This is a genomic window from Bacillus zhangzhouensis, from assembly GCF_000715205.1.
GTDB lineage: Bacteria > Bacillota > Bacilli > Bacillales > Bacillaceae > Bacillus > Bacillus zhangzhouensis.
In genome coordinates this window covers 41,495-67,238 of sequence record NZ_JOTP01000015.1, presented here as the reverse complement: position 1 = coordinate 67,238, position 25,744 = coordinate 41,495, and the positions used below count along the sequence as shown (strand labels likewise).

Annotated in this window: 28 protein-coding genes; 22 read left to right on the top strand and 6 right to left on the bottom strand. The window is 41.4% G+C overall.

Annotated features, from left to right (window positions below; genetic code table 11):
• Positions 1-297 precede the first annotated feature (297 nt).
• Positions 298-1,275 (top strand): BMP family lipoprotein, encoded by a 978-nt coding sequence (locus BA70_RS13040; protein ID WP_034322993.1) that lies wholly within the window; start codon positions 298-300, stop codon positions 1,273-1,275.
• Positions 1,272-2,921 (top strand): methyl-accepting chemotaxis protein, encoded by a 1,650-nt coding sequence (locus BA70_RS13035; protein ID WP_034322991.1) that lies wholly within the window; start codon positions 1,272-1,274, stop codon positions 2,919-2,921. The genes BA70_RS13040 and BA70_RS13035 overlap by 4 nt, the downstream gene beginning before the upstream one ends.
• Positions 2,922-2,961: 40 nt before the next feature.
• On the opposite strand, the gene BA70_RS13030 is transcribed toward BA70_RS13035, so the two are convergent.
• The gene (locus BA70_RS13030; RefSeq protein ID WP_034322988.1) at positions 2,962-3,819 is read right to left on the bottom strand and encodes a DegV family protein; all 858 of its coding nucleotides are present in this window, start codon (positions 3,817-3,819) and stop codon (positions 2,962-2,964) included.
• Positions 3,820-3,960: 141 nt separating this feature from the next.
• On the opposite strand from BA70_RS13030, the gene BA70_RS13025 reads away from it, so the two are divergent.
• Positions 3,961-4,803: a YitT family protein gene (locus BA70_RS13025; protein ID WP_034322985.1), complete on the top strand. Its 843-nt coding sequence runs from the start codon at positions 3,961-3,963 to the stop codon at positions 4,801-4,803.
• A gap of 14 nt (positions 4,804-4,817) precedes the next feature.
• The gene (locus BA70_RS13020) at positions 4,818-5,273 is read left to right on the top strand and encodes a BsuPI-related putative proteinase inhibitor (RefSeq protein WP_034322983.1); all 456 of its coding nucleotides are present in this window, start codon (positions 4,818-4,820) and stop codon (positions 5,271-5,273) included.
• A 60-nt stretch (positions 5,274-5,333) separates the two neighbouring features.
• On the opposite strand, the gene BA70_RS13015 is transcribed toward BA70_RS13020, so the two are convergent.
• The 3 genes from BA70_RS13015 to BA70_RS13005 form a co-directional block, all read right to left on the bottom strand.
• Complete coding sequence (locus BA70_RS13015; protein ID WP_024425070.1) at positions 5,334-5,525, bottom strand: DUF3813 domain-containing protein; 192 nt, start codon at positions 5,523-5,525, stop codon at positions 5,334-5,336.
• Complete coding sequence (locus BA70_RS13010; RefSeq protein WP_008348539.1) at positions 5,522-5,674, bottom strand: hypothetical protein; 153 nt, start codon at positions 5,672-5,674, stop codon at positions 5,522-5,524. Before BA70_RS13010 ends, BA70_RS13015 begins: the two co-directional genes overlap by 4 nt.
• Positions 5,675-5,762: 88 nt before the next feature.
• Entirely contained in the window at positions 5,763-6,575 is an 813-nt protein-coding gene (locus tag BA70_RS13005; protein ID WP_034322980.1) for a Cof-type HAD-IIB family hydrolase, read from the bottom strand.
• Between the two features lie 137 nt (positions 6,576-6,712).
• Here BA70_RS13005 and BA70_RS13000 point away from each other — a divergent pair, with 137 nt between their 5' ends.
• The 13 genes from BA70_RS13000 (at position 6,713) to BA70_RS12940 (ending at position 21,190) form a co-directional block, all read left to right on the top strand.
• A complete protein-coding gene (locus BA70_RS13000; RefSeq protein ID WP_034322977.1) occupies positions 6,713-7,498 on the top strand; it encodes an alpha/beta fold hydrolase in 786 nt (261 codons plus the stop codon).
• A gap of 46 nt (positions 7,499-7,544) precedes the next feature.
• Positions 7,545-7,853 carry a metal-sulfur cluster assembly factor gene (locus BA70_RS12995; RefSeq protein ID WP_034322974.1) on the top strand — a complete coding sequence of 103 codons (309 nt, stop codon included), beginning with the start codon at positions 7,545-7,547 and terminating at the stop codon, positions 7,851-7,853.
• A gap of 120 nt (positions 7,854-7,973) precedes the next feature.
• Entirely contained in the window at positions 7,974-9,419 is a 1,446-nt protein-coding gene (locus BA70_RS12990) for an FAD-binding oxidoreductase (RefSeq protein WP_034322972.1), read from the top strand.
• Positions 9,416-9,964 carry an MFS transporter gene (locus BA70_RS12985; RefSeq protein WP_034322969.1) on the top strand — a complete coding sequence of 183 codons (549 nt, stop codon included), beginning with the start codon at positions 9,416-9,418 and terminating at the stop codon, positions 9,962-9,964. The genes BA70_RS12990 and BA70_RS12985 overlap by 4 nt, the downstream gene beginning before the upstream one ends.
• Positions 9,965-10,101: 137 nt before the next feature.
• Positions 10,102-11,139: an N-acetyl-gamma-glutamyl-phosphate reductase gene (gene argC, locus BA70_RS12980; protein ID WP_034322998.1), complete on the top strand. Its 1,038-nt coding sequence runs from the start codon at positions 10,102-10,104 to the stop codon at positions 11,137-11,139.
• Positions 11,140-11,159: 20 nt separating this feature from the next.
• Positions 11,160-12,380, top strand: coding sequence for a bifunctional ornithine acetyltransferase/N-acetylglutamate synthase (argJ, locus tag BA70_RS12975; protein WP_034322967.1), 1,221 nt, complete (start codon positions 11,160-11,162; stop codon positions 12,378-12,380).
• Between the two features lie 14 nt (positions 12,381-12,394).
• Positions 12,395-13,171, top strand: coding sequence for an acetylglutamate kinase (gene argB, locus BA70_RS12970; protein ID WP_034322965.1), 777 nt, complete (start codon positions 12,395-12,397; stop codon positions 13,169-13,171).
• A complete protein-coding gene (locus tag BA70_RS12965) occupies positions 13,168-14,319 on the top strand; it encodes an acetylornithine transaminase (protein ID WP_034322962.1) in 1,152 nt (383 codons plus the stop codon). Before argB ends, BA70_RS12965 begins: the two co-directional genes overlap by 4 nt.
• A gap of 69 nt (positions 14,320-14,388) precedes the next feature.
• The gene (locus BA70_RS12960) at positions 14,389-15,450 is read left to right on the top strand and encodes a carbamoyl phosphate synthase small subunit (RefSeq protein WP_034322958.1); all 1,062 of its coding nucleotides are present in this window, start codon (positions 14,389-14,391) and stop codon (positions 15,448-15,450) included.
• Positions 15,443-18,523, top strand: coding sequence for a carbamoyl phosphate synthase large subunit (locus BA70_RS12955; protein WP_034322955.1), 3,081 nt, complete (start codon positions 15,443-15,445; stop codon positions 18,521-18,523). The genes BA70_RS12960 and BA70_RS12955 overlap by 8 nt, the downstream gene beginning before the upstream one ends.
• A complete protein-coding gene (gene argF, locus BA70_RS12950) occupies positions 18,520-19,470 on the top strand; it encodes an ornithine carbamoyltransferase (protein ID WP_034322953.1) in 951 nt (316 codons plus the stop codon). The genes BA70_RS12955 and argF overlap by 4 nt, the downstream gene beginning before the upstream one ends.
• Before the next feature lie 103 nt (positions 19,471-19,573).
• The gene (locus BA70_RS12945) at positions 19,574-19,753 is read left to right on the top strand and encodes a YjzC family protein (protein WP_008348517.1); all 180 of its coding nucleotides are present in this window, start codon (positions 19,574-19,576) and stop codon (positions 19,751-19,753) included.
• Positions 19,754-19,924: 171 nt separating this feature from the next.
• A complete protein-coding gene (locus BA70_RS12940; RefSeq protein ID WP_034322951.1) occupies positions 19,925-21,190 on the top strand; it encodes an MFS transporter in 1,266 nt (421 codons plus the stop codon).
• Positions 21,191-21,323: 133 nt separating this feature from the next.
• On the opposite strand, the gene BA70_RS12935 is transcribed toward BA70_RS12940, so the two are convergent.
• Complete coding sequence (locus BA70_RS12935; protein ID WP_034322948.1) at positions 21,324-21,518, bottom strand: YjzD family protein; 195 nt, start codon at positions 21,516-21,518, stop codon at positions 21,324-21,326.
• Between the two features lie 211 nt (positions 21,519-21,729).
• Between BA70_RS12935 and BA70_RS12930 the strand changes: the two genes are divergently transcribed.
• The 4 genes from BA70_RS12930 to BA70_RS12915 all read left to right on the top strand — a co-directional run bounded on the left by BA70_RS12930 (position 21,730) and on the right by BA70_RS12915 (position 24,386).
• Positions 21,730-22,470: a hypothetical protein gene (locus BA70_RS12930; RefSeq protein WP_034322945.1), complete on the top strand. Its 741-nt coding sequence runs from the start codon at positions 21,730-21,732 to the stop codon at positions 22,468-22,470.
• A 75-nt stretch (positions 22,471-22,545) separates the two neighbouring features.
• On the top strand, positions 22,546-23,124 hold the full coding sequence (locus BA70_RS12925; protein WP_034322942.1) for a hypothetical protein: 579 nt from the start codon (positions 22,546-22,548) through the stop codon (positions 23,122-23,124).
• A gap of 90 nt (positions 23,125-23,214) precedes the next feature.
• On the top strand, positions 23,215-24,177 hold the full coding sequence (locus BA70_RS12920; RefSeq protein WP_034322940.1) for a BMP family ABC transporter substrate-binding protein: 963 nt from the start codon (positions 23,215-23,217) through the stop codon (positions 24,175-24,177).
• 11 nt (positions 24,178-24,188) lie between these two features.
• Entirely contained in the window at positions 24,189-24,386 is a 198-nt protein-coding gene (locus BA70_RS12915; protein ID WP_034322937.1) for a ComZ family protein, read from the top strand.
• A gap of 10 nt (positions 24,387-24,396) precedes the next feature.
• Here BA70_RS12915 and BA70_RS12910 read toward each other — a convergent pair whose 3' ends face one another.
• Positions 24,397-24,630, bottom strand: coding sequence for a hypothetical protein (locus BA70_RS12910; RefSeq protein WP_034322934.1), 234 nt, complete (start codon positions 24,628-24,630; stop codon positions 24,397-24,399).
• A gap of 168 nt (positions 24,631-24,798) precedes the next feature.
• Between BA70_RS12910 and BA70_RS12905 the strand changes: the two genes are divergently transcribed.
• A complete protein-coding gene (locus BA70_RS12905; protein WP_034322930.1) occupies positions 24,799-25,737 on the top strand; it encodes a beta-ketoacyl-ACP synthase III in 939 nt (312 codons plus the stop codon).
• Positions 25,738-25,744 lie beyond the last annotated feature (7 nt).

Here is a 25,744-nt window from a genome sequence, read left to right as displayed (position 1 = left end):
CATAATAAAAAGAATTTGTAGTTTTTAAGATTAGAAAAACACCTTCCTTAAGTATTCTTTTCTCTATTATAAAACGGGGGAATGGAAACTTTAAGGAAAAAAATAAAGCTGTCGAGATTTTCTCGACAGCCTGAAAAGTGAGCATTTGCTCACTTTTTTATTTTTGCCATAAATAATGGGTTTTTTCAGTGAAAAAAGTCATAAAAAAAGCTGAAAAACCTTCCTTTTATCATTGAAACAACGCCTTTCAAATCCGATAAGAAAGAAGTAAGGATGATAAAAGGAGTGTGTTTTTGGATGAAAGTGAAGATCTCAATACTTCTGATGGCAGCCATGCTCATGGTACTCGCCTCATGCAGCAATCAACAGGGAGGACCACCGAAGTCAAATGTGAAGCATATTGGCGTCATGCTGACAGACGATGGTCTTGGTGATCAATCATTTAACGATTCTTCATTTAAAGGTTTAGAAAAAGCACGTGACGGGCTTGGCATTGAATTTGATTATAGAGAAATTGCAGAAACGGATACATACGAAAAAGGGCTGACAGAGCTCGTAAAAGATGGCAATGACCTGATCATCGGTGTAGGCTTCAGTATGCAAGAAGACTTAGAAAAAGTCGCAAAAACATATCCGAAGAAGCAATTCTTGCTGATCGATGCCGTATCTGAGCTGAAAAATGTGACCTCCGTGACATTTAAAGAAGAGCAAGGCAGCTATTTAGCAGGAGCACTTGCTGCCATGACAACGAAAAGTGATGTCATTGGATTTGTTGGCGGTGTCGATGCGGATCTCATTCATCGTTTTGAAAAAGGATTTCAGAAAGGCGCCAAATCTGTGAATCCGAAAATCAACATCCTGTCCACCTATGCAGGTACATTTAGTGACGCAGGCAAAGGTAGTAAAATTGCTAAAGAAATGATCAAAAAGAAAGCAGATGTTTTATACGCCGCAGCCGGCTATACGGGTGTTGGTGTATTAAAAGAAGCGCAATCACAAGGCAAATATGCAATTGGCGTAGACAGCGATCAGTACTATACAGCTGAAAAAGCTGTGATTTCGTCCATGGTCAAAAAAGTCGATGAAGTGGTCTATCAATTCAGCGAACAGCTCGTAAAGAACAATCAAATCAAAAGCGGGCATATCGTCTATGACTTAAGCAATGACGGAATTGATATGGCAAGAATCCGAGTGCTCAAGGATGCTGAGAAATTGACCAAAAAAATAAATGGACTGAAGCAGACGCTTCTGAAAGAAGAGGGGGCAGCATCATGAGCTTACGCGTTAAAATTTTGCTCAACTCACTCATCTCACTTCTTTTAGCGGTTGGTGTCATCGCCTTTATCATTGTCAGCATGACAAAGATCCAATCATCGAATGAAACAGAAGTTCAAACTTTACTCAACGTACAAAAAACGAAGGCGAGCTTTGAAAGTGTTGAACAAGCCATGACCAACTATTCCATGACACTTTCAGATGAACAGCTAGAGGTCGTTCAAAACGATATCTCTACAGCAAAAAAACAGCTGCAAGCGTTAAACAAAAACGCAGGAAATATGAACAAAGAAGCATTAACGAGGTTAAATTCAAAGTTTGACACGTGGACCAAGGAAGCCAACAATGCCATTGGTGAAAAAAATGCATCTGATGCAAGACGTGTGGCAGCAAGAATTGATGGTGTCTTAAACGACGTGCATACGATGAATAAAAGAGCACAAGAAGCGTATGAACAAAATCTAGAGAATGCAGCAGAAAATGTGCAGTGGATCATCACAAGTGCACTCGTCGCAGCATTCACACTGATTGTCATCTCCGTCTTTTTAAATATTGGTTTAACGAGATCCATCGTGACACCAATCAAATCACTATCCTACCGGGCCAAGCAGATTGCAGAAGGAAACCTTGCTGTGGAGCGGATGGACATCCAGCGTAAGGATGAGATCGGCGGCTTAAATGAATCATTCAATCAAATGACAGATCAGCTGATTAGTCTAATTAAAGAAATCAGCAATGTCTCAAGTCAAGTGGAGACTTTCTCGATCCAGTTAGATGATGAAAACAAAAAGCTGATGGAATCTGCGAATCAAGTGTCTGTTTCGACAGACGAGATGGCAAATGGTTCACAAGCAATTTCAGAAGACCTCCAGCATGGCGTTAGTTTAATTGAGAAAATGGATCAGCATGGACGTAAAAATTCCGAACGATCACAAACGGTCATCCGCAGTACAGAGGATGCCATTGAAGCAGTGGAAAGTGGAAAGCACACGTTAACAGAAACAAAAGCAGCGATCGAAAAAAATACACATGCAACAAGGCAAATCGAGCAGTCAGCAGGAGAATTCACTCAATACGCCAGCGGAATCTCGGCAATGGCCAAAACGGTTTCTGACATTGCGGACCAGACCAACCTACTCTCGCTAAATGCGGCGATTGAAGCGGCTAGAGCAGGGGAAGCTGGAAAAGGCTTTGCCGTTGTAGCAGATGAAATTCGTAAGCTTGCAGATGAATCATCTAACGCAACAAGACAAATCTTTGACATGGTCAGTCATATTGAAAGAGGCATTCAGTCCATTAGTCAAACCGTGCAAGAAGGGGTTAAGCTTTCTCTTCAGCAGCAGGATGCGATGGACAAAACCTCACACTCCTTTGAAAATATAGAAACAAAAGCACAGCATATTAAAGAAGAAATGGCATTTTTAAATGACCAAATTATTCAATCGACAGAGCTTGGCGGACAAGTGCTGCACTCGATTGAAAATATTAGTGCAGTTGTAGAAGAAACAGCAGCAGGCAGCGAAGAAATTTCTGCCTCGGCCAATGAACAGCTACAATCGTTCCATCAAATGAACAAACAGGTAGAAGAACTGATGAGTATGACGGCGAGGTTAAATGAAACCGTTCATCGATTTAAACTTTCATAAGAAAAGCACCCTTCCCTACATGTTGAGGGAAGGGTGCTTTTTATGAGGGTTTGCCTGTAAAGAAGATCGCAAGCGTGCTAGGACCTGAATGGGACCCAACAGCAGCACCGATGATATGAATATCTATTTCTTTTGGATGAAATTCTGTTTCGATCAATTGCCTCATGTCTTCTGCAAGTGCAGGATCATCACCATGACTAATGCCGACTGTTTGGTTCGACCAGTCCGTTCCGCGCTCTTTCATCAGTTCAATAATGCGTTTCAGCAGTTTTTTACGTCCGCGTATTTTTTCAAGCGGTATCAGTTTTCCATCCTCGACGTGTAAAATGGGTTTAATGCTTAACAAACCGCCAACAAATGCAGACGCTTTACTGATTCTTCCACCTCTTGCTAAATACGATAAATCGTCTACAGTAAAAATATGTTGTAAAGATTCACAAAAATGCTTTACAGACGTTTCAATTTCTTGTATTGTATTTCCGTCACTGGCAAGTGATTGAGCGTGTTTGACAGCAAGTCCATAGCCAAGTGAAGCACATTTAGAATCAATGATTCGCAAATCGAAATCAGGGTATTCTTCCTTTACTTCGTTTGCCATCATCACAGCGGTTTGGTATGTACCTGAAAGCTCTGATGAAAAAGCGACATAAAGTGCGGATGTATGAGTTTTTGCTAAAGAAACAAAGGCTTCCTTGATTCGGTTTGGTGAAGGTTGTGACGTTTTGGGACTTGCACCTTGTCTCATCGCATCAAATACTTGTTTTGGTTCAATGGTGAGTAAATCCTCAAATTCCTGCTCCCCAAGTAACACACGCAGCGGAATGAGTGTCATGTGATGTTCATCATAATAAGAAAGAGGCAGATCAGCAGCACTGTCTGCTATGATATGAACAGTCATATAAATCCCTTCTTTCTAAAAGAAATTAGCCATATTTTACATCTTTTTAGCCTAACTATATCATAGAAATCATCTTTTCGTGTTCAAATTCTAAATTTTAGGGAAAACCATAGAGAGAATGGTAAGTGGAGGAATGACAACATGTTCATTGGAGAAGCAAAAAAACTCATTGTCGTCGTCATTGGTGCATTACTCAATGCGATTGGACTGAATTTATTCTTAATCCCAGCTGACGTATATGCGAGCGGTTTTACAGGGGTAGCCCAGCTGTTATCCAGTTTAATCGATCAATATGCGCCATTTTATTTATCAACAGGGATCCTATTATTTATTTTAAACATTCCAGTCGGCATTTTAGGCTGGATGAAGGTTGGCCGTTCCTTTACTTTGTATAGCATTATCAGTGTAGCACTGACAACCATTTTCCTTGGCATTTTACCAGAGACGAGCGTTTCTGAAGATATCTTATTAAATGCTGTGTTTGGCGGTGTGATCTCTGCACTTGGGATTGGAATCACGCTGAAATACGGGGCATCAACCGGCGGTCTCGACATCCTTGCGATGATTTTAGCGAAATGGAAGGATAAGCCAGTCGGCACGTATTTCTTCATTTTAAACGGAATCATCATTTTTACAGCAGGATTATTACAAGGTTGGGAGAAAGCATTATATACCCTTGTCACATTATATGTGACCACTAGGGTCATTGATGCCATTCATACAAGACACGAGAAGCTGACGGCGATGATTGTGACGAAGAAAGCAGATGAAATCAAAGAAGCCATTTATGGAAAAATGGTCAGAGGCATTACGACTGTACCTGCGAAAGGCGCATTTACCAACGAGAACAAAGAAATGATGGTGATTGTTATTACAAGGTATGAGCTGTATGAACTTGAACAAATTATTAAAGAAGTCGATCCAAAAGCCTTTACGAATATTGTTCAAACAACCAATATTCTTGGATTTTTCAGACGAGATTAAAGGGTGGGTAGAAGATGAAAAAAGGTTTGGTGCTTCTTCTCGTTTTATTGGTTTTAGCAGCTTGTGGACAACAAAAAAAGGATGAACCAGACAAGGAGGTTTCCGGTCAAATGGGAGAAAAAACGGTTGTACTCACAGTAGACCCCGTCCAAAAAGGTTCTTCGGTTCAATTTAACATGTCACTGAAAAATGAATCAGATCGAGATATTGAATTTACTTTTAACACAAGCCAGAAATTCGAGCTAACTGTGTATGACGAAAACGGGAATGAACAATACCGCTATTCGAAAGACCGTATGTTCACACAGGCTATCCAATCTTTTGTGCTGAAAAAAGACGAAACGTATGATTTTCAAGATACGTGGTCAAACGGTGTAAAGCCGGGAACGTACGAAGTGGTCGTAATGTTTAAAGGAAAAGCAGAAGGGCTGAAGCAAATCACGGAAAAGAAAACGTTCCAGGTGAAATAAGCGGGGCCTGCTTGTTGAGAATAAGAAAAAGCTGTCCAAATAGTGGACAGCTTTTTTACGTTAAAGATCATCAAGCAGGTCTTGGAAGGTATGCAGCTGGTTTCTTTCTGCATCTGTCGAGTTAGCAAATGCAGATGATACGGCATTTTTTGCTCGCTTGACAGCCTGTTGACGCTCTAACCCAGATGAAAATGAAGAAGTAAGTGCTTCTTCAGTAAATGATTTGGCTTGATCAAAAAGTTCGTTTCTCACAATGAACCTCCAGAAGCATCAGTCTTCATATTTCCTCGGTCCTCCGCCGCTTCTTCAAGTGTGGAACGATAAGGAAAACGTGCGTCATGTAGACTGACTGAATCTTTACCTTGTTGTATAAAGCGTTTCGATTTGCTTCTTTTACCCATTCGGAATCCGCCCCTTTACACAAGCTGACAGGTCAACCTGTCTAATGGTAGTATGCCCGATTCCTTTGGCTATGTATGAATGGAAAAATTAAAGTGAGAAGTAATTCGTTAGGAATTTTGCAATCCCATCTTGTTCATTCGTATCTGTGACTTCATTTGAGATGCGTTTCACTGCGTCAATCCCGTTGCCCATCGCAACGCCGCATCCAGCAAATTCAAGCATCTCTAAATCATTGTCTTCATCTCCAAATGCCACAATTCGCTCCTTAGGAACACCGTAATAATCACTGATCTTTTGCAGTCCAACGGCTTTGTTCATGCCTGTTTTAATGATTTCAATCACATGCCACGGAGCGGCCCATCGCCGGTGATCAATTACTTCTGCATGAACATCTGTTAAATAGCTCCGAATGGCTCCAACGTCTTCTTCTTTTGCGTGAATTAAGACACTCGTCACATTCTCTCCAAGGTTGTTTCTAAGGTCTCCAACGGTTACTTTATTTGCATTCATATTAAATATATCAATGAGTTTTTCATCATGATAATGGAAATACAAATCGTCTAACACTTCAGCTAACACATTGTGCACTTTATACTCCTCACAGATGTCCACAAGCTGTTTAACAACTTGAAGATCAAGTGACGTGTGAAATCTGCCCCATTTTTCATCAAGAGGATGATGGACAAACGCTCCGTTAAAGTTCACAATCGGTGAATCGAGTTGTAATTGCTGATAATAAGGAGAGCTGGAACGAAATGGCCGGCCTGTTGATATACATACATGATGCCCACTGTCTTTCACTTTTTGAATGACGTCAAGCGTGTGCGTAGAAATGGTTTTATCATCTTTTAATAAGGTGCCATCCAGGTCAAGTGCGATTAGATAAGGTTTGGTCTCCATAAAATCTCCTTTGATCTGTAAGTAATAGGAGGCAAATGGTGCGGATGCCTCTATCTATAGTGTATCTTTATCACATCTTCGTTGTCTACATGTTAAAATAAACAAAGACGGGAATGATAAAGGAGGATTCATAGGCTGTGATCACCATTGATGAGCAAATTGAACACGATATTCCATTTTTACATATCGTAAAAGCTGAAAATAAAGAAAAACCGCTGCCGCTTGTATTTTTCATACACGGGTTTACAAGTGCACGTGAGCACAACTTACACTTCGCCTTTCATTTGGCGGAAAAAGGCATGAGAGTCATTTTGCCTGACTGTGCTTATCATGGTGGAAGATCAGAAAACCTCAGCTTAGAGGAACTAGCATCAAAGTTCTGGGAAATTGTCCTGAACGAAATTCGTGAAATCGACATACTCAAAACACATTTTCAAGAAAAACAATTGATTGAAGCCGATCTGATAGGCGTCGCTGGTACATCGATGGGAGGCATCACCACCTTTGGTGCACTTGCAAAGCATGATTGGATTAAAGCGGGCGTCAGCTTAATGGGCAGTCCAAAATATACGACTTTTCTAAAGGCACAAATCATGGACATGCGTCACAAAGGTTTGATGAAAGACATCACGGACGAAGAGGTCAATCAGCAATTAAACACTTTGCGCCCTTATGATTTAACGCTGCAAACGGATCGATTGAACAAAAGACCGCTGTTATTCTGGCATGCGGAAAATGATCCTGTTGTCCCTTATCGCCACGCTAAAGCATTATATGACGAGTTAGCGGCAACACAATATAAGCAAGACCCGCACCTAATTCGTTTTATCACAGATGAACAAGCAGGCCACAAGGTCTCAAGACAAGCGATGTTTGAAACGGTTGACTGGTTTGTGACACATCTGAAAAGCACAAACGTTTAGTCAAAAGAAAAAGTACGTTATACTAATGGAAAAAGGAGTGGATATCATGGATGAAGCATTGAAAGAAAATATTTTAGGCGCCCTAGAACAGGTGATTGACCCTGAGTTAAATGTCGACATCGTCAATCTTGGACTTGTCTATGATGTCGATCTTGATGAGAATGGAAAAGCAGATGTCACCATGACCTTAACATCAATGGGCTGTCCTCTTGCACCAGTTATCGTCGATGAAGTCAAAAAAGCATTGAGCGACTTGCCTGAAGTGAAGGAAACTGAAGTTCACATCGTCTGGAATCCACCTTGGACACGTGACAAAATGTCAAGATACGCTAAAATTGCGCTTGGTATTCAATAAGCACAAATGAAAATGCCTGGTATGAGTTAACTCGTACCAGGTTTTTTTATGAAAAATTAAGATGTGGGGAGAGAATGGTTTGATATAATGGACGTAATTTCATAGAACGGAGTACCTATAATGAAACGAAAGTGGATATGGATCGTTCTTTTCATGGGATATGCTGCTGCATTTTTTGCATCAATCACCGTACGCGAAGGTCAAGCACACAAAAGGCAAAATCTCGAGGCGTTTACAGATGTCAGCCATCTCATGCCTGTCAAAATAAAAAAAGTTGTTCAAGGTAAAGAAATAGAGACTTTAAAAGAAGCATTGGAAGAAGCAAAGGAGAAACATCTGCCGATTTCAATTGCCGGGAAGCAGCATAGCATGGGCGGCCACACGTATTATGAAAATGGGATCGTGCTTGATATGACTAAATTCCGCCGGATTTTAGCCTTTGATGAAAACAAGCAGACCATTCGTGTCCAAAGCGGCGCCACATGGGATGATATTCAAAAATTTGTGAACCCATACGGTCTTGCAGTGAAGGTGATGCAATCGCAAAATATCTTTACGGTTGGAGGGTCATTAAGCGCAAACGCACATGGACGTGACATTCGCTATGGATCTCTCATTGACACAGTTCGTTCCTTCAGACTGTTAAAAGCAGATGGCGAGATCATCACAGTTAAGCCAGGCGATGACTTATTTACGGCCGTCATTGGAGGATACGGTTTGTTCGGCGTGATTTTAGATGTTGAACTTTCATTAACAAAGGATGAATTATATGAAATGGAAACAACCTCTCTTGATTATCGTGAATACACCGAGTATTTTCAAAAGCATGTAAAAGACAATAAAGAGGTACGCATGCATCTTGCAAGAATCTCAACAGCGAAAAAACACTTTTTGAAAGAGATGTATGTCACCAATTACAGCCTCTCTTCTGATCAAGAGATAGAATCATATCGGGAGCTCAAAGAAGATCAGCTTGTCATGCCTTTAAAATTTATGCTCGGCCTTTCGAGAAGATTTGATATGGGGAAAGATCTGCTATGGAATGTGCAAAAGAAATATTTCCAAAGTCAAAATGGACAGTTGATCACAAGAAACAATGTGATGCGGTCTGATTCTGCATTTTTAGAATATGAAAATGAGTCGGACACTGATGTGCTGCAAGAATATTTTGTTCCAGTTGATCGTTTTCGTGCGTATATAGATGAAATGAGAGACCTATTACAACATGAAGAGTTGAATTTAATGAATATCACGATACGCTATGTACAAAAAAATGAAAAAGCGGATCTTTCATATGCAAAACAAGATATGTTTGCACTTGTTCTTCTTGTGAATTACGGTTTTAAGAAAGAAGAAAAGGCAGAAGCGGAGCGGCTTATCCGGCAAATGACAGATGTCACCCTGCGGCACCATGGAAGCTATTACTTACCGTACATGAATTATCAAACAAAGGCACAAATGAAACGGGCGTATCCTAAAGCCAATGTATTCTTTCAAAAGAAAAAGCAGGCAGATCCAGATGGCAGGTTTATCAACTATTTTTATGAAAGGTACAATACACAATGAATGCAAAAGCAATGAAATGGTTCGTCTACTCACAAAGCCTGCTGTTTTTCGCCAGCAGTCTGATCTTCCCTTTTTACATTCTGTTTATTAAAAATGTTGGATCAAGTTATTCTCAGTTTGGTCTTGCGTATGGTCTGTTTGGTTTAAGCGGCGCGTTTATTCATTTACTCTTAGGAAAACTGCCTGAAACAACCGACAGGCGGCTCTTTTTAATCATTCATTCGTTCGGTATGGCTTTTCTTTTGCTGCTTTTTCCGCATATTACAGAAGTGGAGCAAGTGTATATGATACAGCTTGCACTAGGTGCGCTCGGTGGTTTTCAAAAGCACGGGGAGAAACTGCTCGTTACTGAACTGACAACTGAGAAGAAAAGAATGAAAGAAGTCGGGCACTATCATTTTTGGACAGCTCTTTTTTCATCCATCGCCATTATGCTTGGAGGCCTGTTTGCCGATTTCTTTACCGTCCATTTCATTTTTTATGCAAGCTCCTTATTATATTTATGCAGTGCGCTCATGGTCATCAATATGAAAAACGAAAGATAAATCCGCATGTCTCACGAAGATATGTGGATTTTTTTATGAAAAAAAATGAAAACAAATATTAAATATACAATTGAATTAATTTTTATACATGTTATAATGTTAAATAATTTCACAAAGATCAAGAGGGTGTATTGACGTTGAAAATAGGTATTATAGGTGCTACAGGGTACGGTGGTGCGGAATTGGTTCGTATCTTCAAGCACCATCCACATGTGGAGGAATGTATATTGTATTCATCAAGTGGTGATGGGCAATCATACAGTCAATCTTATCCGCATCTGACAAACATTGCAGATCAAACATTAAAAGCCATTGATCCGGCTGCCATTGTGCGAGAAACAGATGCTGTGTTTTTAGCAACACCAGCAGGCGTATCAAGTGAACTTTCGCCGAAGCTCATGAATCAAGGGGTGCCAATCATTGATTTATCAGGTGACCTGCGCATTCAAGATGGAGCAACTTACGAAGCTTGGTATAAACGAAGGGCAGCAGATGAAGCATCCGTCCAACAAGCTGTGTACGGTTTATCTGAACTGAATCGTGAAAAAATTGAGCAGGCTGAAGTGATTGCAAACCCCGGCTGCTTTCCTACCGCAGTTCTTCTCGGCTTAGCACCACTGATGAAACAGAATTTAATTGATGAATCTATGATCATTGTAGATGCGAAAACAGGGGTGTCCGGTGCCGGACGATCTGCCTCACTAGGAACGCATTTTTCAGAACTGAATGACAACTTTAAAATTTATAAGGTGAATGAGCATCAACACACACCTGAAATAGAACAAGTATTAAGAGAATGGAATCCACAAACGGCAAATATCACATTTTCAACGCATCTTGTCCCGATGACAAGAGGGATTATGGCGACGATGTATACACAATTGAAATCAGATGTCACAAAAGATGAATTGATGAAGCGTATGAAAGGCTTTTATGAAGATTCCTATTTTGTCAGAGTGAGAGATCACGGGGTTTATCCGCAAACAAAAGAAGTATACGGCAGTAACTTCTGTGACATCGGCTTTCATTTAGATGAGCGAACAGGCAGACTGACGATCGTGTCGGTCATAGACAATCTAATGAAAGGCGCCGCCGGCCAAGCGGTTCAAAACTTCAACATCATCAAAGGCTTACATGAAGAGGCGGGCCTCACAATGACACCTCTTTATCCATAAGAACAGGGGAGACAACAAACATGATTGAATTAAATGAAAAAAGCATTGTCAAAATAGACGGTGATGTATCATCACCAAAAGGCTTTGAAGCGAAGGGAATTCACATTGGATTACGCTATTCAAAAAAAGACCTTGGCTTGATCATCAGTGAAGTACCAGCAGCGAGTGCAGCGGTATACACACAAAGTCACTTTCAAGCTGCGCCTCTACAAGTCACTCAAAAAAGCTTAAAAAAGACAGGACAATTAAAAGGTGTGATTGTCAATAGTGCTATCGCCAATGCTTGTACCGGTGAGCAGGGATTAAAAGATGCATACGAAATGCAGGCAGCCTGTGCAGACATGTTAGGGATAGCGCCTGATTACATTGCAGTTTCTTCTACTGGTGTCATTGGAGAATGTCTGGATATGGATAAAATCAAAAAAGGCATCACCCAGCTGAAAGAAGCAAAAGCAGAAAAAGGCCATTTTGAAGAGGCGATTTTAACGACAGATACGGTCATTAAAAATACAACATACACCCTTACGATAGACGGAAAAGAGATTCTCATTTCAGGCGCAGCGAAAGGCTCTGGCATGATTCATCCGAACATGGCGACAATGCTTGGCTTTGTCACAACAGATGCAAATGTCGAGCAGGAAGCTTTGCAAAATGCGCTTCGTGACATTACGGATGTGACCTTTAATCAAATTACCGTCGATGGAGAAACATCGACAAACGATATGGTACTTGTGATGGCAAATGGCATGGCAGAAAATGATGCGCTGAATGAAGAGCATCCAGAATGGCCATTGTTTAAAGAAGGCTTAAAACTAGCTTGTGAGGATTTAGCCAAAGAGATTGCTAGAGATGGAGAAGGCGCAACCAAATTAATCGAAGCGAAAGTGGTTGGAGCTAAAAATAACTTGGAAGCTGGCATCATTGCGAAAAAAATCGTTGGTTCAAGTCTTGTGAAAACAGCCGTATACGGTACGGATGCAAACTGGGGCCGGATTGTCGGAGCCATCGGTCATAGCGCAGCTTCCGTTACACCAGAAGAGGTTGAAGTCTATTTAGGCGGACAATGTCTGTTTAAGCATAATGAACCGCAGCTTTTCTCAGAAGAGGAAGCAAAAGCGTATTTAGAGCAGGATGAGATTACGATTTTGATTCAAATGAATGAAGGAAATGGTGAAGCGGCAGCGTGGGGCTGTGACCTTACCTATGATTACGTGAAAATTAACGCGAGCTATCGCACATAATGAAGGGGATAGACATGGATAAAACGATCGTGTTCAAGTGTGGAGGCAGTGTCATTCGAGAACTTTCAGATACCTTTTATGAAAATGTCCGCTCACTTCAAGCTGCTGGATTTAAGCTAGCTATCGTACATGGCGGAGGACCTGAAATCACCAACATGCTGCAAAGATTAGAGGTGAAAACAGAATTCGTTGATGGACAGCGTAAAACAACGAAGCCTGTGTTAGAGGTAGCCGAAATGGTTCTTTCAGGAACGGTGAATAAATACTTTGTTTCAGAGCTCGCAAAACATGATATATCATCTGTCGGCGTTTCTGGTAAAGATGGTCAGATGCTTGTCGCTGAATTTCTCGATCAAGATGTTTATGGGTACGTTGGCGAAATCAAAGAAGTCAATCCTGAAATGGCAGAAGCATTAATGGATAAACAATTCATTCCTGTCATTGCTCCGTTATCTATGACGGAAGAATGTCAAACCTTAAATGTGAATGCCGATTTAGCAGCATCAGCTGTCGCAGGAGCCATGAAAGCCGATAAGCTCATGTTTGTCACAGATGTTGAAGGCATTTTGAAAAATGGTGAGTTGTTAGATGTCGTCACCGAACAAGAAGCTCTTTCACTGATTGATGAAGGCATTATTTCCGGGGGAATGATTCCAAAAGTACAATCTGCTTTAAGTGCTTTATCAGGAGATGTGAATGAAGTCATGATCGTGAATGGCAAAGGCAGTATATTTACAGGGGAAACCTTTAAAGGAACACGAATTGTGAAACAAAAGGAGGCGGTCCTGTGAGTCATCTCTTTCAAACATATGGCCGGTGGAATGTTGAAATTAAAGAGGCAGCAGGTTCTTGGGCAGTCGATACAAACGGGAAAAAATATTTAGACTTTATTCAAGGCATTGCGGTCACGAATTTAGGCCACAATCACCCAAATGTGAATCAAGCCATCAAGGAACAACTAGATCACGTTTGGCATGTATCGAATCTATTTGAAAATGGACTGCAAGAAAAAGCAGCAGAAAAGCTGACAGCAAATAGTTCAGGGGATCTCGTATTTTTCTGCAATAGCGGGGCTGAGGCAAATGAAGGTGCGATTAAATTAGCGCGTAAAGCCACAGGGAAAACAAATATCGTGACATTTTTGGACTCTTTCCATGGGCGTACCTATGCTGGAATGGCTGCCACAGGTCAAGATAAAATCAAAACCGGTTTCGGACCCATGCTAGCAGGCTTTCACTATGTACCATTTAATGACCCTGACGCTATGTCAGCGTGTGAAGTCGATGATGTGGCAGCGGTGATGCTGGAAGTTGTGCAAGGTGAAGGTGGAGTGAATCCAGCTACAGCAGAATTTCTAGAGGCAGTTCAAGCGTTTTGCAAAAAGCATCAAGCACTGCTCATCGTAGATGAAATTCAAACGGGCATTGGGCGCACAGGAACAGCATTTGCATACGAGCAAGTGGGACTTGATCCTGATATTATCTCAGCTGCAAAAGGTCTAGGAAATGGCTTCCCGGTCGGTGCGATCATAGGGAAAAAAGCATTAGGAGACGCTTTCTCACCAGGTTCTCACGGAACCACATTTGGTGGCAACATGCTCGCCATGGCAGCTGTGAATGCGACACTTGATGTCATATTCAAAGAAGACTTTCTTTTAGAAGTCAAAGAAAAAGGTGCTTACCTTTTAGAAAAACTGCAAGATGTCAAACAGCTGAACATCGTCAAAGAAGTACGTGGAAAAGGATTGATGGCAGGCATTGAGTGTCATCAGCCAGTAGGTGACTACATCACAGCTCTTAGAGAACAAGGTTTACTGGTGCTTCCAGCTGGTCCGAATGTCATTCGTTTATTGCCTCCACTGAATGTGGAGAAAGCAGAATTGGATCAAGCGATAGAAGCGATCATTCAAGTGTTAGCAAATGAATCGGTGACGGTATAAATTTTTTTACACCAGTACGCATAAAAATGCATTTATATAATTAATTATTCAATTTGGGGTGACACAAGCATGAAAGGTTATTTAAATTTAGAAGATGGAGCCTCTTTTGAAGGAGATCTGACAGGAGAAGCTGGCATCACTGGTGAAGTGGTCTTTTTTACAGGCATGACAGGTTATCAAGAGGTGCTCACAGATCCTTCCTATAAAGGTCAAATCATTGTTTTCACCTATCCACTGATCGGAAATTACGGCATCAATCATGAAGATTTTGAGAGCAAAAAGCCACAAGTAAAAGCTGTGGTTGTCTATGAGGCAGCCGAGCATTTTTCTCACCATCTTGCTGCGATAAGCTTAAAGGATTATTTACAGAAGTGGAACATTCCACTTCTGACACACACAGATACTCGTGCAGTCGTGCAAAACATCCGGGCAAATGGCACAATGAACGCTGTATTAAGTTTAGACGAAAACGAAACGCCGCCGGCCATGAAGCAAGACAATGTTGTCGAGCAGGTAGCAGAGAATGAGATCTACACACAGGGCAGCGGCGAGGAACATGTGGCGCTCATTGATTTTGGCTTTAAAAAGTCAATTGCAGATTCACTTGAGGCGCGCGGCTGTAAAGTAACAGTCATTCCTTATAAACAAATGGAAAAGGTGTTTGAGATCAAGCCAGATGCGGTTCTTCTGTCAAACGGACCTGGAGATCCCAAAACAATGAAACCATATTTAAAGACCATACATGACATCATGATGACCTTCCCGACACTTGGTATCTGCTTAGGTCATCAATTAATCGCTCTTGCACTGGGCGGGGATACGTATAAGCTTCCTTTTGGCCACCGCGGGGCGAACCATCCCGTACAAGATACAGAATCAAAACGTGTCTTCATGACAAGTCAAAATCACAGCTATGTTGTGAATGAAAAAAGCATGAATGACAAAGAAGTGGATGTGAAATTCCTTCACGTCAATGATGGATCTGTAGAAGGATTCATTCATAAAGAGAAGCTGATTATGTCCGTTCAATTTCATCCAGAAGCACACCCAGGGCCTGCTGAAAGTGAATGGGTATTCGATGATTTTATTGAGAAAGTGAAACAAGCAAGGAGAGAAGTCGCACATGCCTAAAGATCAAAGCATACAAACCATCCTAGTCATCGGGTCTGGTCCAATCATCATTGGTCAGGCAGCAGAATTTGATTACTCAGGAACACAAGGATGTATGGCCTTAAAAGAAGAGGGCTACAAAGTCATCTTAGTGAATAACAACCCAGCAACCATTATGACAGATGAGTCATTTGCTGATGAAATCTATTTTGAACCGCTTTCAGTTGATTCAGTGACAAGAATCATTGAAAAGGAAAAACCAGATGGTCTTTTAGCTAACCTTGGCGGACAGACCGCTTTAAACCTTGCTGTCGAGTTAGAAAAAGCCGGTGTGCTGAAAAAGCATGGGGTGACACTGCTCGGAACGTCAGTTGAAACAATTGAAAACGGTGAAGATCGTGAGAAATTCCGTGCTCTCATGAAACATTTGAACGAACCTGTGCCAGATAGTGAAATTGTGGATAATGCGAAAGATGGCCTTCAATTTGCAAAAGAAGTAGGCTTCCCAGTCATTCTTCGACCAGCGTACACACTTGGCGGTAAAGGTGGAGGAATCGCTTTAACAGAAGAGGCGTTTAAACCGCTCATTGAAGGAGCCCTTTTAGCTAGTCCAATTCATCAGTGTTTAGTTGAAAAAAGCATTGCTGGCTTCAAAGAAGTCGAGTATGAGGTCATGAGAGATCGTCAAAATACGTGTATCACTGTATGTAATATGGAAAATATCGATCCGGTTGGTGTGCATACAGGGGACTCAATTGTCGTTGCACCATCCCAAACTTTAACGGATCAGGATTATCAAATGCTCCGTTCAGCGAGCCTGAAAATTATTTCAGCGCTGGATGTAGTCGGCGGTTGCAACATTCAATTTGCTCTTGATCCACTCAGTAAAGAATACTTTGTCATCGAGGTAAATCCACGGGTCAGTCGTTCTTCAGCTCTTGCATCAAAAGCAACAGGCTATCCGATTGCAAAAATGGCTGCAAAGCTTGCGGTGGGCTATACACTAGACGAATTGAAAAACCCGCTCACAGGCACAACTTATGCTAGCTTTGAGCCGGCACTTGATTATGTCGTCGTGAAATTCCCGCGCTGGCCGTTTGATAAATTTAAACATGCAGATCGTAAATTAGGCACAAAAATGAAGGCTACTGGTGAAGTCATGGCCATTGACCGTAATTTAGAGTCTGCCATTCAAAAAGCAGTCGCATCACTTGAAATCAAAACAAAGGGCTTTCATTTGCCAGAACTGAAAGAGCAATCGACTGAACAATTATTTGAATTAATCAAAACGCCAGACGATCGTCGTTTTTTCGCTGTCATGGAGCTTCTTTCTAGACAAGAAACGGTTGAAACGATTCATCAAATGACGCAAATCGATCTATTTTTCTTACATGTGTTCAAACATATGATCACACTCGAGCAAGAACTGAAGAATCATAAGGGAACTCTATCCAAAGACACCTTGAAAAAGGTAAAGGAAAAAGGCTTCCTTGATGAAACGATCGCTTCTCTCACGGGAAGCAGTGAAGAGGCGATTAGACAGCTTCGCCTGAAATATGGCATTGCGGCTTCATTTAAAATTGTCGATACTTGTGCTGCGGAATTTGATGCGAAAACGAATTACTTCTATTCCACGTACTTTGGCAAAAGTGATGGAGAGCATCAGGAGAAAACAAAGCAGCGTGCATTGATCATTGGCTCTGGTCCGATTCGAATTGGGCAAGGAGTCGAGTTTGATTATAGTGCAGTACATGGGGTTCTCACCTTGCAAAAGCTTGGATTTGAAACCATCATGATGAACAACAATCCAGAAACGGTAAGTACCGATTATGAGATTGCTGATCGTTTATATTTTGAACCTATTACATTAGAGCATATCTTAAACGTTGTGGAAGCGGAACAAATTGATTTCGTCATCGTCCAATTTGGTGGGCAGACAGCGATCAACGTAGCAGAAGGCTTGGAAAAAGCCGGTGTCACTTTGTTAGGTACGTCCTTTGACACACTAGATGCGCTAGAAGATCGTGATTTGTTCTATCAGCTTCTTGATGAACTAAAGCTTCCTCATGCAAAAGGAGAAACTGCTCACTCAAAAGAAGAAGCACTCGCGCATGCTGCAAGCATCGGTTACCCTGTGTTAATTCGCCCATCGTATGTCATAGGCGGAATGGGAATGATCGTTGTTCAATCTGAAGCACATTTGACATCACTGCTTGATCAGCCTGATCATTTGCCATATCCGATCTTAATTGATGAATACGTCACTGGAAAAGAAGTTGAAGTGGATCTCATTTCTGACGGAAAAGCGATCTTCATTCCAACGATCGTTGAGCATATTGAGAAAGCGGGCGTGCACTCAGGTGACAGCTTTGCTATTTTACCGAGTGTCTCCATCAGCGAGGAGATCAAACAGCAGGTGTATAACGCATCTGAACAAATAGCGAAGAAATTAGCCTTCAAAGGCATTATGAATATCCAATTTGTGATCAAAGGCGATCAGGCGCTTGTATTAGAGGTGAACCCTCGGGCAAGCCGGACTGTCCCAGTAGTCAGTAAGGTAATGGGGATTGAAATGATTCCGCTGGCAACACAGTTATTAGCTGGTGCGACGCTTGAAGAATTGAATCCTTCAACGAAAAACAAAGGGGGAACAGCTGTCAAATTCCCAGTTTTCTCATCACATGCCATTCAAGATATCGATTTAAAGCTGACACCAGAAATGAAAGCAACAGGTGAAGGAATGTGTGTAGGCAAAAACGTCGAAAGCGCCTTGAAAAAAGTGTTTGCGTCGATCTGGCATCAAAAAGGCAGCCTCTTTATACAAGGCAGTGAGCTATTAATAGAGGAAGCGAAACATGCAGGCTTTGATGTCTGGACTGGCAGCTTTGAATCTTGGCTGCAACAAGGCGATAAATCCCTCCACATTCATTTGGCGGATGATGAAGAGGCAAAAGAGCAGCGTGTAAAAGCTCTCACACATGGTGTTCAAGTATTAACCGAATATGAAACAGTTCAAGCATTCCTGCAAGGGAAAGAGGGAGATGTGTCGCCCGTATCTCTCCATGAATTATATAAAAAGGAAGTGACGGCATGAGTCAAGTCGACGTGCAACCGGCATTATACGGAAAAGACTTTTTATCGTTAAAGGATTTTTCTATCAATGACATTGCGTACTTAATTGAAAAAGCGGAAGAAATGAAACAGCATCCATATCAGGATTTATTCAAAGGGAAAACGTTAGCGATGATCTTTGAAAAGTCCTCTACTAGAACCCGTGTATCGTTTGAAGCGGGAATGACGCAGCTAGGAGGGCACGCACTCTTTCTTAGCTCAAATGATTTGCAAATTGGCAGAGGAGAATCCATTAGTGATACGGCGCAGGTGCTGTCTGGCTATGTAGATGGCATTATGATTCGGACCTTTGAACATGAGAAGGTGGAGGAGCTTGCAAAATACGCGTCTATTCCAGTGATCAACGGACTGACTGACTACTCACATCCATGTCAGGCACTTGCTGATTTATTGACGATTAAAGAAGCAAAAGGGACATTAAAAGGAGTCAAAGTGGCGTATATCGGAGATGGAAATAATGTGGCTCACTCCTTGATGGTCGGCTGTGCGCAGCTAGGCTGTGATATTGCGGTTGCATCACCAAAAGGCTATGAACCACTCCAAGAAGTGACAAATACTGCACGTGAGTTTGCAAAACAATCAGGCGCAGAAGTGATTGTTACGACAGACCCTGTAGCAGCTGTTCAAGATGCTGATGTCATTTATTCAGATGTGTTTACAAGCATGGGGCAGGAGGCGGAAACAGAGAAACGTCTTGCTGAATTTAAAGAATATCAAGTCAATGATGAACTGATGGGTCATGCAGCAAAGGATTATATCTTCCTTCATTGTTTGCCGGCACACCGCGGAGAAGAAGTAACAGCAGACATTATTGATGGGTCGCACTCAAAAGTATTTCAACAGGCAGAAAATCGCCTGCATGTGCAAAAAGCGTTAATCAAAGAGCTCATGTATCAACAAACCAAATAAACCACATAAGTCCCTGACTCGTAGGAGCAGGGACTTTTTGCATAGAGGATTGGAGAGGCAAGTGACGGGACATAATAACATCAATCGAGAAAGGAGGATGGAAATGGGTCAACAGCATCAGTTTAAATCAGGGAATAAAGCACCGAATAATGGTGTCTATATCGAGATCGGTGAAACCGGAAGTATGGTGAAAGATCCTTTAAAGATTAAGCTCAAAGCAGGCGACGTCTTTCCGGATAACTCGAACCATAACCGTGTTTGGACCTACCAAAGAAAGCCGTAAGCAATTGACTAAGAGTCCATATGAATAAGTCTTTAGAGGCATGTGTCATGCCTCTTTTTTCTTTATAATAAAAAACAATTAAGTTCAAATTTTCAAATAAATAGTATGAAAAAAAGAGAATGTAAGGTAAAATATGTAATTATTAATAGAGATGTTGAAAGGATTTGTGTGATGGAAATGACGAATCTCAGTGAAAGTGTTTGGAATAAACGCTTCACCTCATTATTCATATCAAGACTCATTAAAAATACAGGGGAAAGTTTTGCTTTTACATCCGTTCTTTGGCTATTGATTTTAAGAGGGGATGGAGCGCTTGGTACAGGACTTCTTCTAGCAGTTACAGTTCTTCCTTCATCTTTGTTAGCCCCAATACTAGGACCTCTTATGAAAAAGCACCATTTGTCTAAATGGATGTTCGCTTCAGACGTCGTTCGAGCAACAATTGTACTCATTATTCCACTACTGCACTTTTCGCATCTATTGCCCCTATGGTTATTGATCTCATTAATGGTGATTCAATCGGCAACAGGTGCAGCATATAACCCAGCTTCTGTGGCTATCTTACCGCAGATTGTTCCGAAGCATCTCATTCAAAAAGCAAATGCGATCCTGCAATCTTCTTTTGAAATTGTCGCACTTGCAGCAGTGATGGTAGCGGGTCTCTTGGTCAAATTAATTGGACCTGCAGATACACTGCTGATCACAACTGCCTTATTTATCATATCTGGCCTGTTTATTATTGGCGTCAAACTAAAGAAGACAGACGAAGAAAAAGCAGCAGGCATTAAACAAGCAAAGAATACATATCTGTATAACTTAAAAAGAGGCTTCCTTGTCGTCAAAAATCATCACATTTTATTTGCGCTAACGCTGTATTGTATTTTAATGAATGTCGCAGCAGCCCCGTGGCAGGCACTGTCGGCTGTATACGTAGCAGAAGCGCTGCAAAGTGATTCAATGGTGTATTCCATTTTAAGAGGCGTTGCCGCAGTGGGCGCGTTTATGATGGGCTTTGCACTGGCAAAGGTGAAAATTAAAAGATTTGGTTTGTTCTTTATTGTCGCTGGAATGATTGAAGGGGCTGCGTTCTTTATCACAGGGATGAGCACATGGCTGCCAGTCGTTCTTCTTGCTTCCTTTATTTTTGGCGCCGCCGTCAGTGCGATTAATGTACCGGAAATGGTCATTATTCAAACGTCAGTGGACCAGGAGGATCAGCCACAAGTATATGCTGTGATCAATGCATCATCAAATGTCTTTCTCCCGTTTGCAGCTGTCGTATCGGGCGTCCTCGCAGAAAGATTTGGAGCGGGACCTGTTATTGCTGGCGGGGGGGTGCTTGAAATTTTATCAGGCATCGCGATCTTCCTGTTTACAGGGCTTGCGAAAAGCCATTTGACAGCAGACAAACAGAACTCTGAAACGGTTGAGGTGTAAACCAATAAAAAACCCCCTGTATTCAAGACAGGGGGTTTTAACGTGAAGACAAACCTCTTTCATTCACGCTGAAAAGAAGAAAAAGAGCTAAAATCATCATTTTAGCTCTTTTTCAGCAATCGTTTCTTACGTATTAAGAGTGTTTTGTTGAACTTTCCGTTTCTTTCATTGGACTTACTTCAGCAAAGATGAATAAAATAACCGTAAACACAATGGCAAGAATGGAAGTCAAAGTAAAATCATAAGCAGCTCCATTCATAGATGCAACGATGTAACCAGCCATATGTGTCAGCAGAAAAGTCCAAATGAGGGTGATAATATAATGCATAATCCCACCGTCCTTTATGTAACAATCTATTGATTATCATACCATAGATACGAGTTAAGGGAAAAGACTGTTTTCCGCCTTTATGTGACCATTTTTAGACCTTCTGCTATAAAATTGAAAAGAATTCTTAGTCTTTAGGGGATTTCCTTATTCCTACAAGAGTTGTTGTTCATATCATAGAAAGCAGAATCACTGAAAGGAGGCTGGCCATATGGGTGTAAGCGAACGGTTTTTTCAGCTTGGTTCCCAGTGGAACGTCATTCACCTTCCTCAAAAACCAAATGGCTTTGGCATTCTTATCCTCGGTGACCGAAATCACTTTGTGCAGGAAAATACATCATTCTGGCTTCAGCATTATGGAAGAAACCAGCTTTTAACTGCCTTAAAGGATGAAGGATATACATTGTTTAATAGTCATCTTCATGGGAATCACTGGGGATGCGAAGATGCCGTATTTAGTGCAAAGCAGCTTGTTCATCACACATTAAAACAAGAAATATTAAACCGGGAAATTCATGTGCTGGCGGAGGGGATGGGGTCACTTGTCGCCATGAGCCTTGCCGAAGAGATGCCAGAAGTGCTAAGGTCCATTGCGATGGTGAATCCTTGTTTGCATCTGCATGCACAAAGAGAAAGAGAAAAGGAACACAAATTCTTTTACAAACAGCTGATCAAAGAGTTAGCGCAGAGCTATGGCTGCACTGAAAAGGAAGCTGAAACGTTTCCACTGCCTTCTTGCCCCGTTCATTCAGCTCATGTACCGATTCATATATGGCAAAGACTAAGCGGCGCGCCGTATTCATATGAACTTCACGCAAAGCCCTTTATCGATCAGCATATGAGAAATCCAGAACATTGTCAGGTCGATCTCACCTTGCATATGTTTGATCATCCAAGAAGAATCTTTCAATCCATTCACAAGTTTTATAAATCGCATGAAAGAGAATTGTAATGAATAGGATGATAACAGCCCTTCATGGAAAGGGCTCTTCTTTTTATTCGATATGCTAAAAAAGGGGACATGAACATGGAAACAGGACTGATCATAGGTGCAGATGAATTTTTTGGCCTGACACTTTGTGAATATATGATGAAAGAGGGCATTCAAGTGGATATCACGTGTCCTCACGATCATACAGAAGAGCAAAAGTTACTATTAGAAGAGCGGATGATGTGGCTCGGCCGGAATGACCTCGTCCGTGTCATTGACCTTCAGGATGGCAAAGAGACGTATGACCTGATCTTTATTCAATCAGAGGAACCCAATAAAAGAGAAACAGACATCAAAGCGCAGCAGGGCATGTACCGAATACTGTTCGAAGAACCTGAAGACGAACCGTCCAAACAGAACGTGCCAGCTGTTATCCTTCCTCGCATGTTCGGACCGTGGACACTCGATGAAGAAAGAAGAACAAAGAATGACCACTCATTTTTTGTAGAAGATGTCGCAAAGGATCTTTTGAAATGGGCGTCGCGCACAAACCAAAGACAGGATATGACGCATCAATTGAAGGTAGAAAGCCAAACAGATGACAAACAAGCAGAAGAAATGATCGCAGAATGGAAAAGACAAAACTCAACATTTTTCGACAAAAAGCAAGAATGATCTTCCATCTTATCTTTTTTCAGTATAAAATAAACCTATATTTAACATACAGGTTCATGCCTGCATGTTGCAAAGGGAGTTGAACATGGCATGAAGTACCAACGGCTTGTCATGATCTTTTCGTTCCTTCTCCTATTATCTGCCTGCTCGCAGGCGCCTTTAAAAGGACATATTGAGAAGGTGGGTTTACTCGTCCCCGATACGATTAATGATCAAGTTTGGGGAACGAAAGGTTATAAAGGCTTATTAAGTATTCAATCGACATTTGGTGTAGATGTTTATTATAAGGAAGGGATGGTCGACAAGGAGAAGATCGTTGATGCCATTGAAGAATTCCATAAAAAAGGAGTCAATTTGATTATTGGCCATGGCAATGAATACAGCGAAATTTTTAACTTGATCAGTGAAGATTATCCCAAAACACAATTTATTACGGTTAATGGAAACAAGCCTCAGGCTGACAATGTCACAAATGTGACGTTTAAAGGAGAAGCCATGGGCTTTTTCGGAGGCATGACAGCAGCACATATGTCAAAAACCAAAAAGATTGGTATTCTTGCTACATACGATTGGCAAAGTGAAGTAGACGGCTTTATCAAAGGCGCAAAATATCAAGATGAACATGTGCAAGTACTAGCGGAATTTGTCGAAAACTGGGACGATGCTGACAAAGCTGTGGATCTCTATCAAAAATTGAAAAAACAAGGCGTAGATGTTGTGTATCCAGCAGGTGATGGTTATAATATCCCTGTCATTGAACAAATCAAAGCCGATAATTTATCAGCTATCGGGTATGTCACCGATCAATCCAACCTCGGAAGTCATACCGTCTTAACGAGCACAGTACAGCATGTCGATAAAGCGTACAGTATCATTGCGAAGAAATTTAATGAAGGCAAGCTAAATGAACAAGATGAGTACTCCTTTGACTTTAAAGAAGGAGTGATCGAAATGGGGAAATTTAGCTCAACCATTGACCGCGCTTTCGTGAAAGACATTGAGAGTGATATTGCGTATTACAAAAAAACTGGCAAACTGCCAAATGAAAAGTGAGGACTTTGAACATGCAGCACGAAAAATCGATGGAGTTTTTACAAATTGCCATGAAGTATTTCCCGCAGGCAAAAGAAGAATTAGATAAAGCAGGGATTCAGCTTGAGCCTGAAGCTCTTCAGCCGCTACTATCATTGTTTACATCGGTCATGCAAGAGGCATATGAGCTTGGAAAAGCAGATGCAGAATCAGAAAAAGCCACAAAATAGTGGCTTTTTTTTATGATAATTTTTTCTTGAAGGCACTAATCATAGGACCAACATCTTTAAACACAGGCTTCAGCTCGTCGATCGAGTTCATGATGTTCCCGATCTGATTCATGACATGCACATAGTCAATTGAGTCATCATTTGAAGATGTTTCCGCACGATCCTCCTTTGCTTCTGTCTTGCTTTTCTCCTTTTCAAGTGGCTGACCAAACATCATTGCCGAGAAAATATCTTTTTGCGCCATATCACATGTTCCTTTCTACTATTGGTATACATTAATCTATGAAAAAAGTGAAAGGAAAGGTTAGACGTTTGTATTGCCAAGGAGAAAAAAATAAGGTAAAATTAGTACCAGATACTAATATAAGATCACAATATTACATGCTCGTATGAGTAAAAGGAGTCTTAATCAATGAATGCTGGAATTATTGGCCTTGGCCGCTATATACCTGAAAAAGTATTAACAAATCATGATTTAGAAAAAATGGTTGAAACTTCTGACGAGTGGATTCGTACTAGAACAGGTATAGAAGAAAGAAGAATTGCATCTGATGATGTCAATACATCTCATATGGCGCTTGCTGCTGCAAAAAAAGCATTAGCTGACGCAGATGTGGCTGCAGAAGATATTGATATGATTCTTGTGGCGACAGTCACGCCAGATCAAGCATTTCCGACAGTCGCTTGTATGATTCAAGAACAGCTCGGTGCACATAAAGCATGTGCAATGGATATTAGCGCTGCTTGTGCTGGCTTTATGTATGGGCTTGTTACTGGAAAACAATTTATCGAATCAGGAACTTTCAAGCACGTGCTCGTCGTTGGCGTTGAAAAGCTTTCTCGCATTACCGACTGGGATGACCGCAATACAGCTGTTTTGTTTGGAGATGGAGCAGGTGCTGCAGTGTTAGGAACAGTCAGCGAAGGCAAAGGAATTCTATCATTTGAGCTTGGAGCCGATGGAAGCGGCGGGAAGCACTTGTACTTAGATGAAAAAGATCATACAATCATGAATGGACGAGAAGTATTTAAATTTGCTGTAAGACAAATGGGCGAGTCAAGTGTAAACGTCATCGAAAAAGCTGGACTATCAAAAGAAGACGTTGATTTCTTGATCCCGCATCAAGCAAATATTCGCATTATGGAAGCAGCCCGCGAACGCTTAGAGCTGCCAGTCGAAAAAATGTCGAAGACTGTCCATAAATATGGAAACACATCAGCAGCATCCATTCCAATTTCATTATGTGAAGAAATCGAAGCCGGAAAAATTCATGACGGCGATGTGATTGTAATGGTTGGTTTTGGTGGCGGATTAACGTGGGGCGCAATCGCTATGCGATGGGGCCGATAAAAGAGTG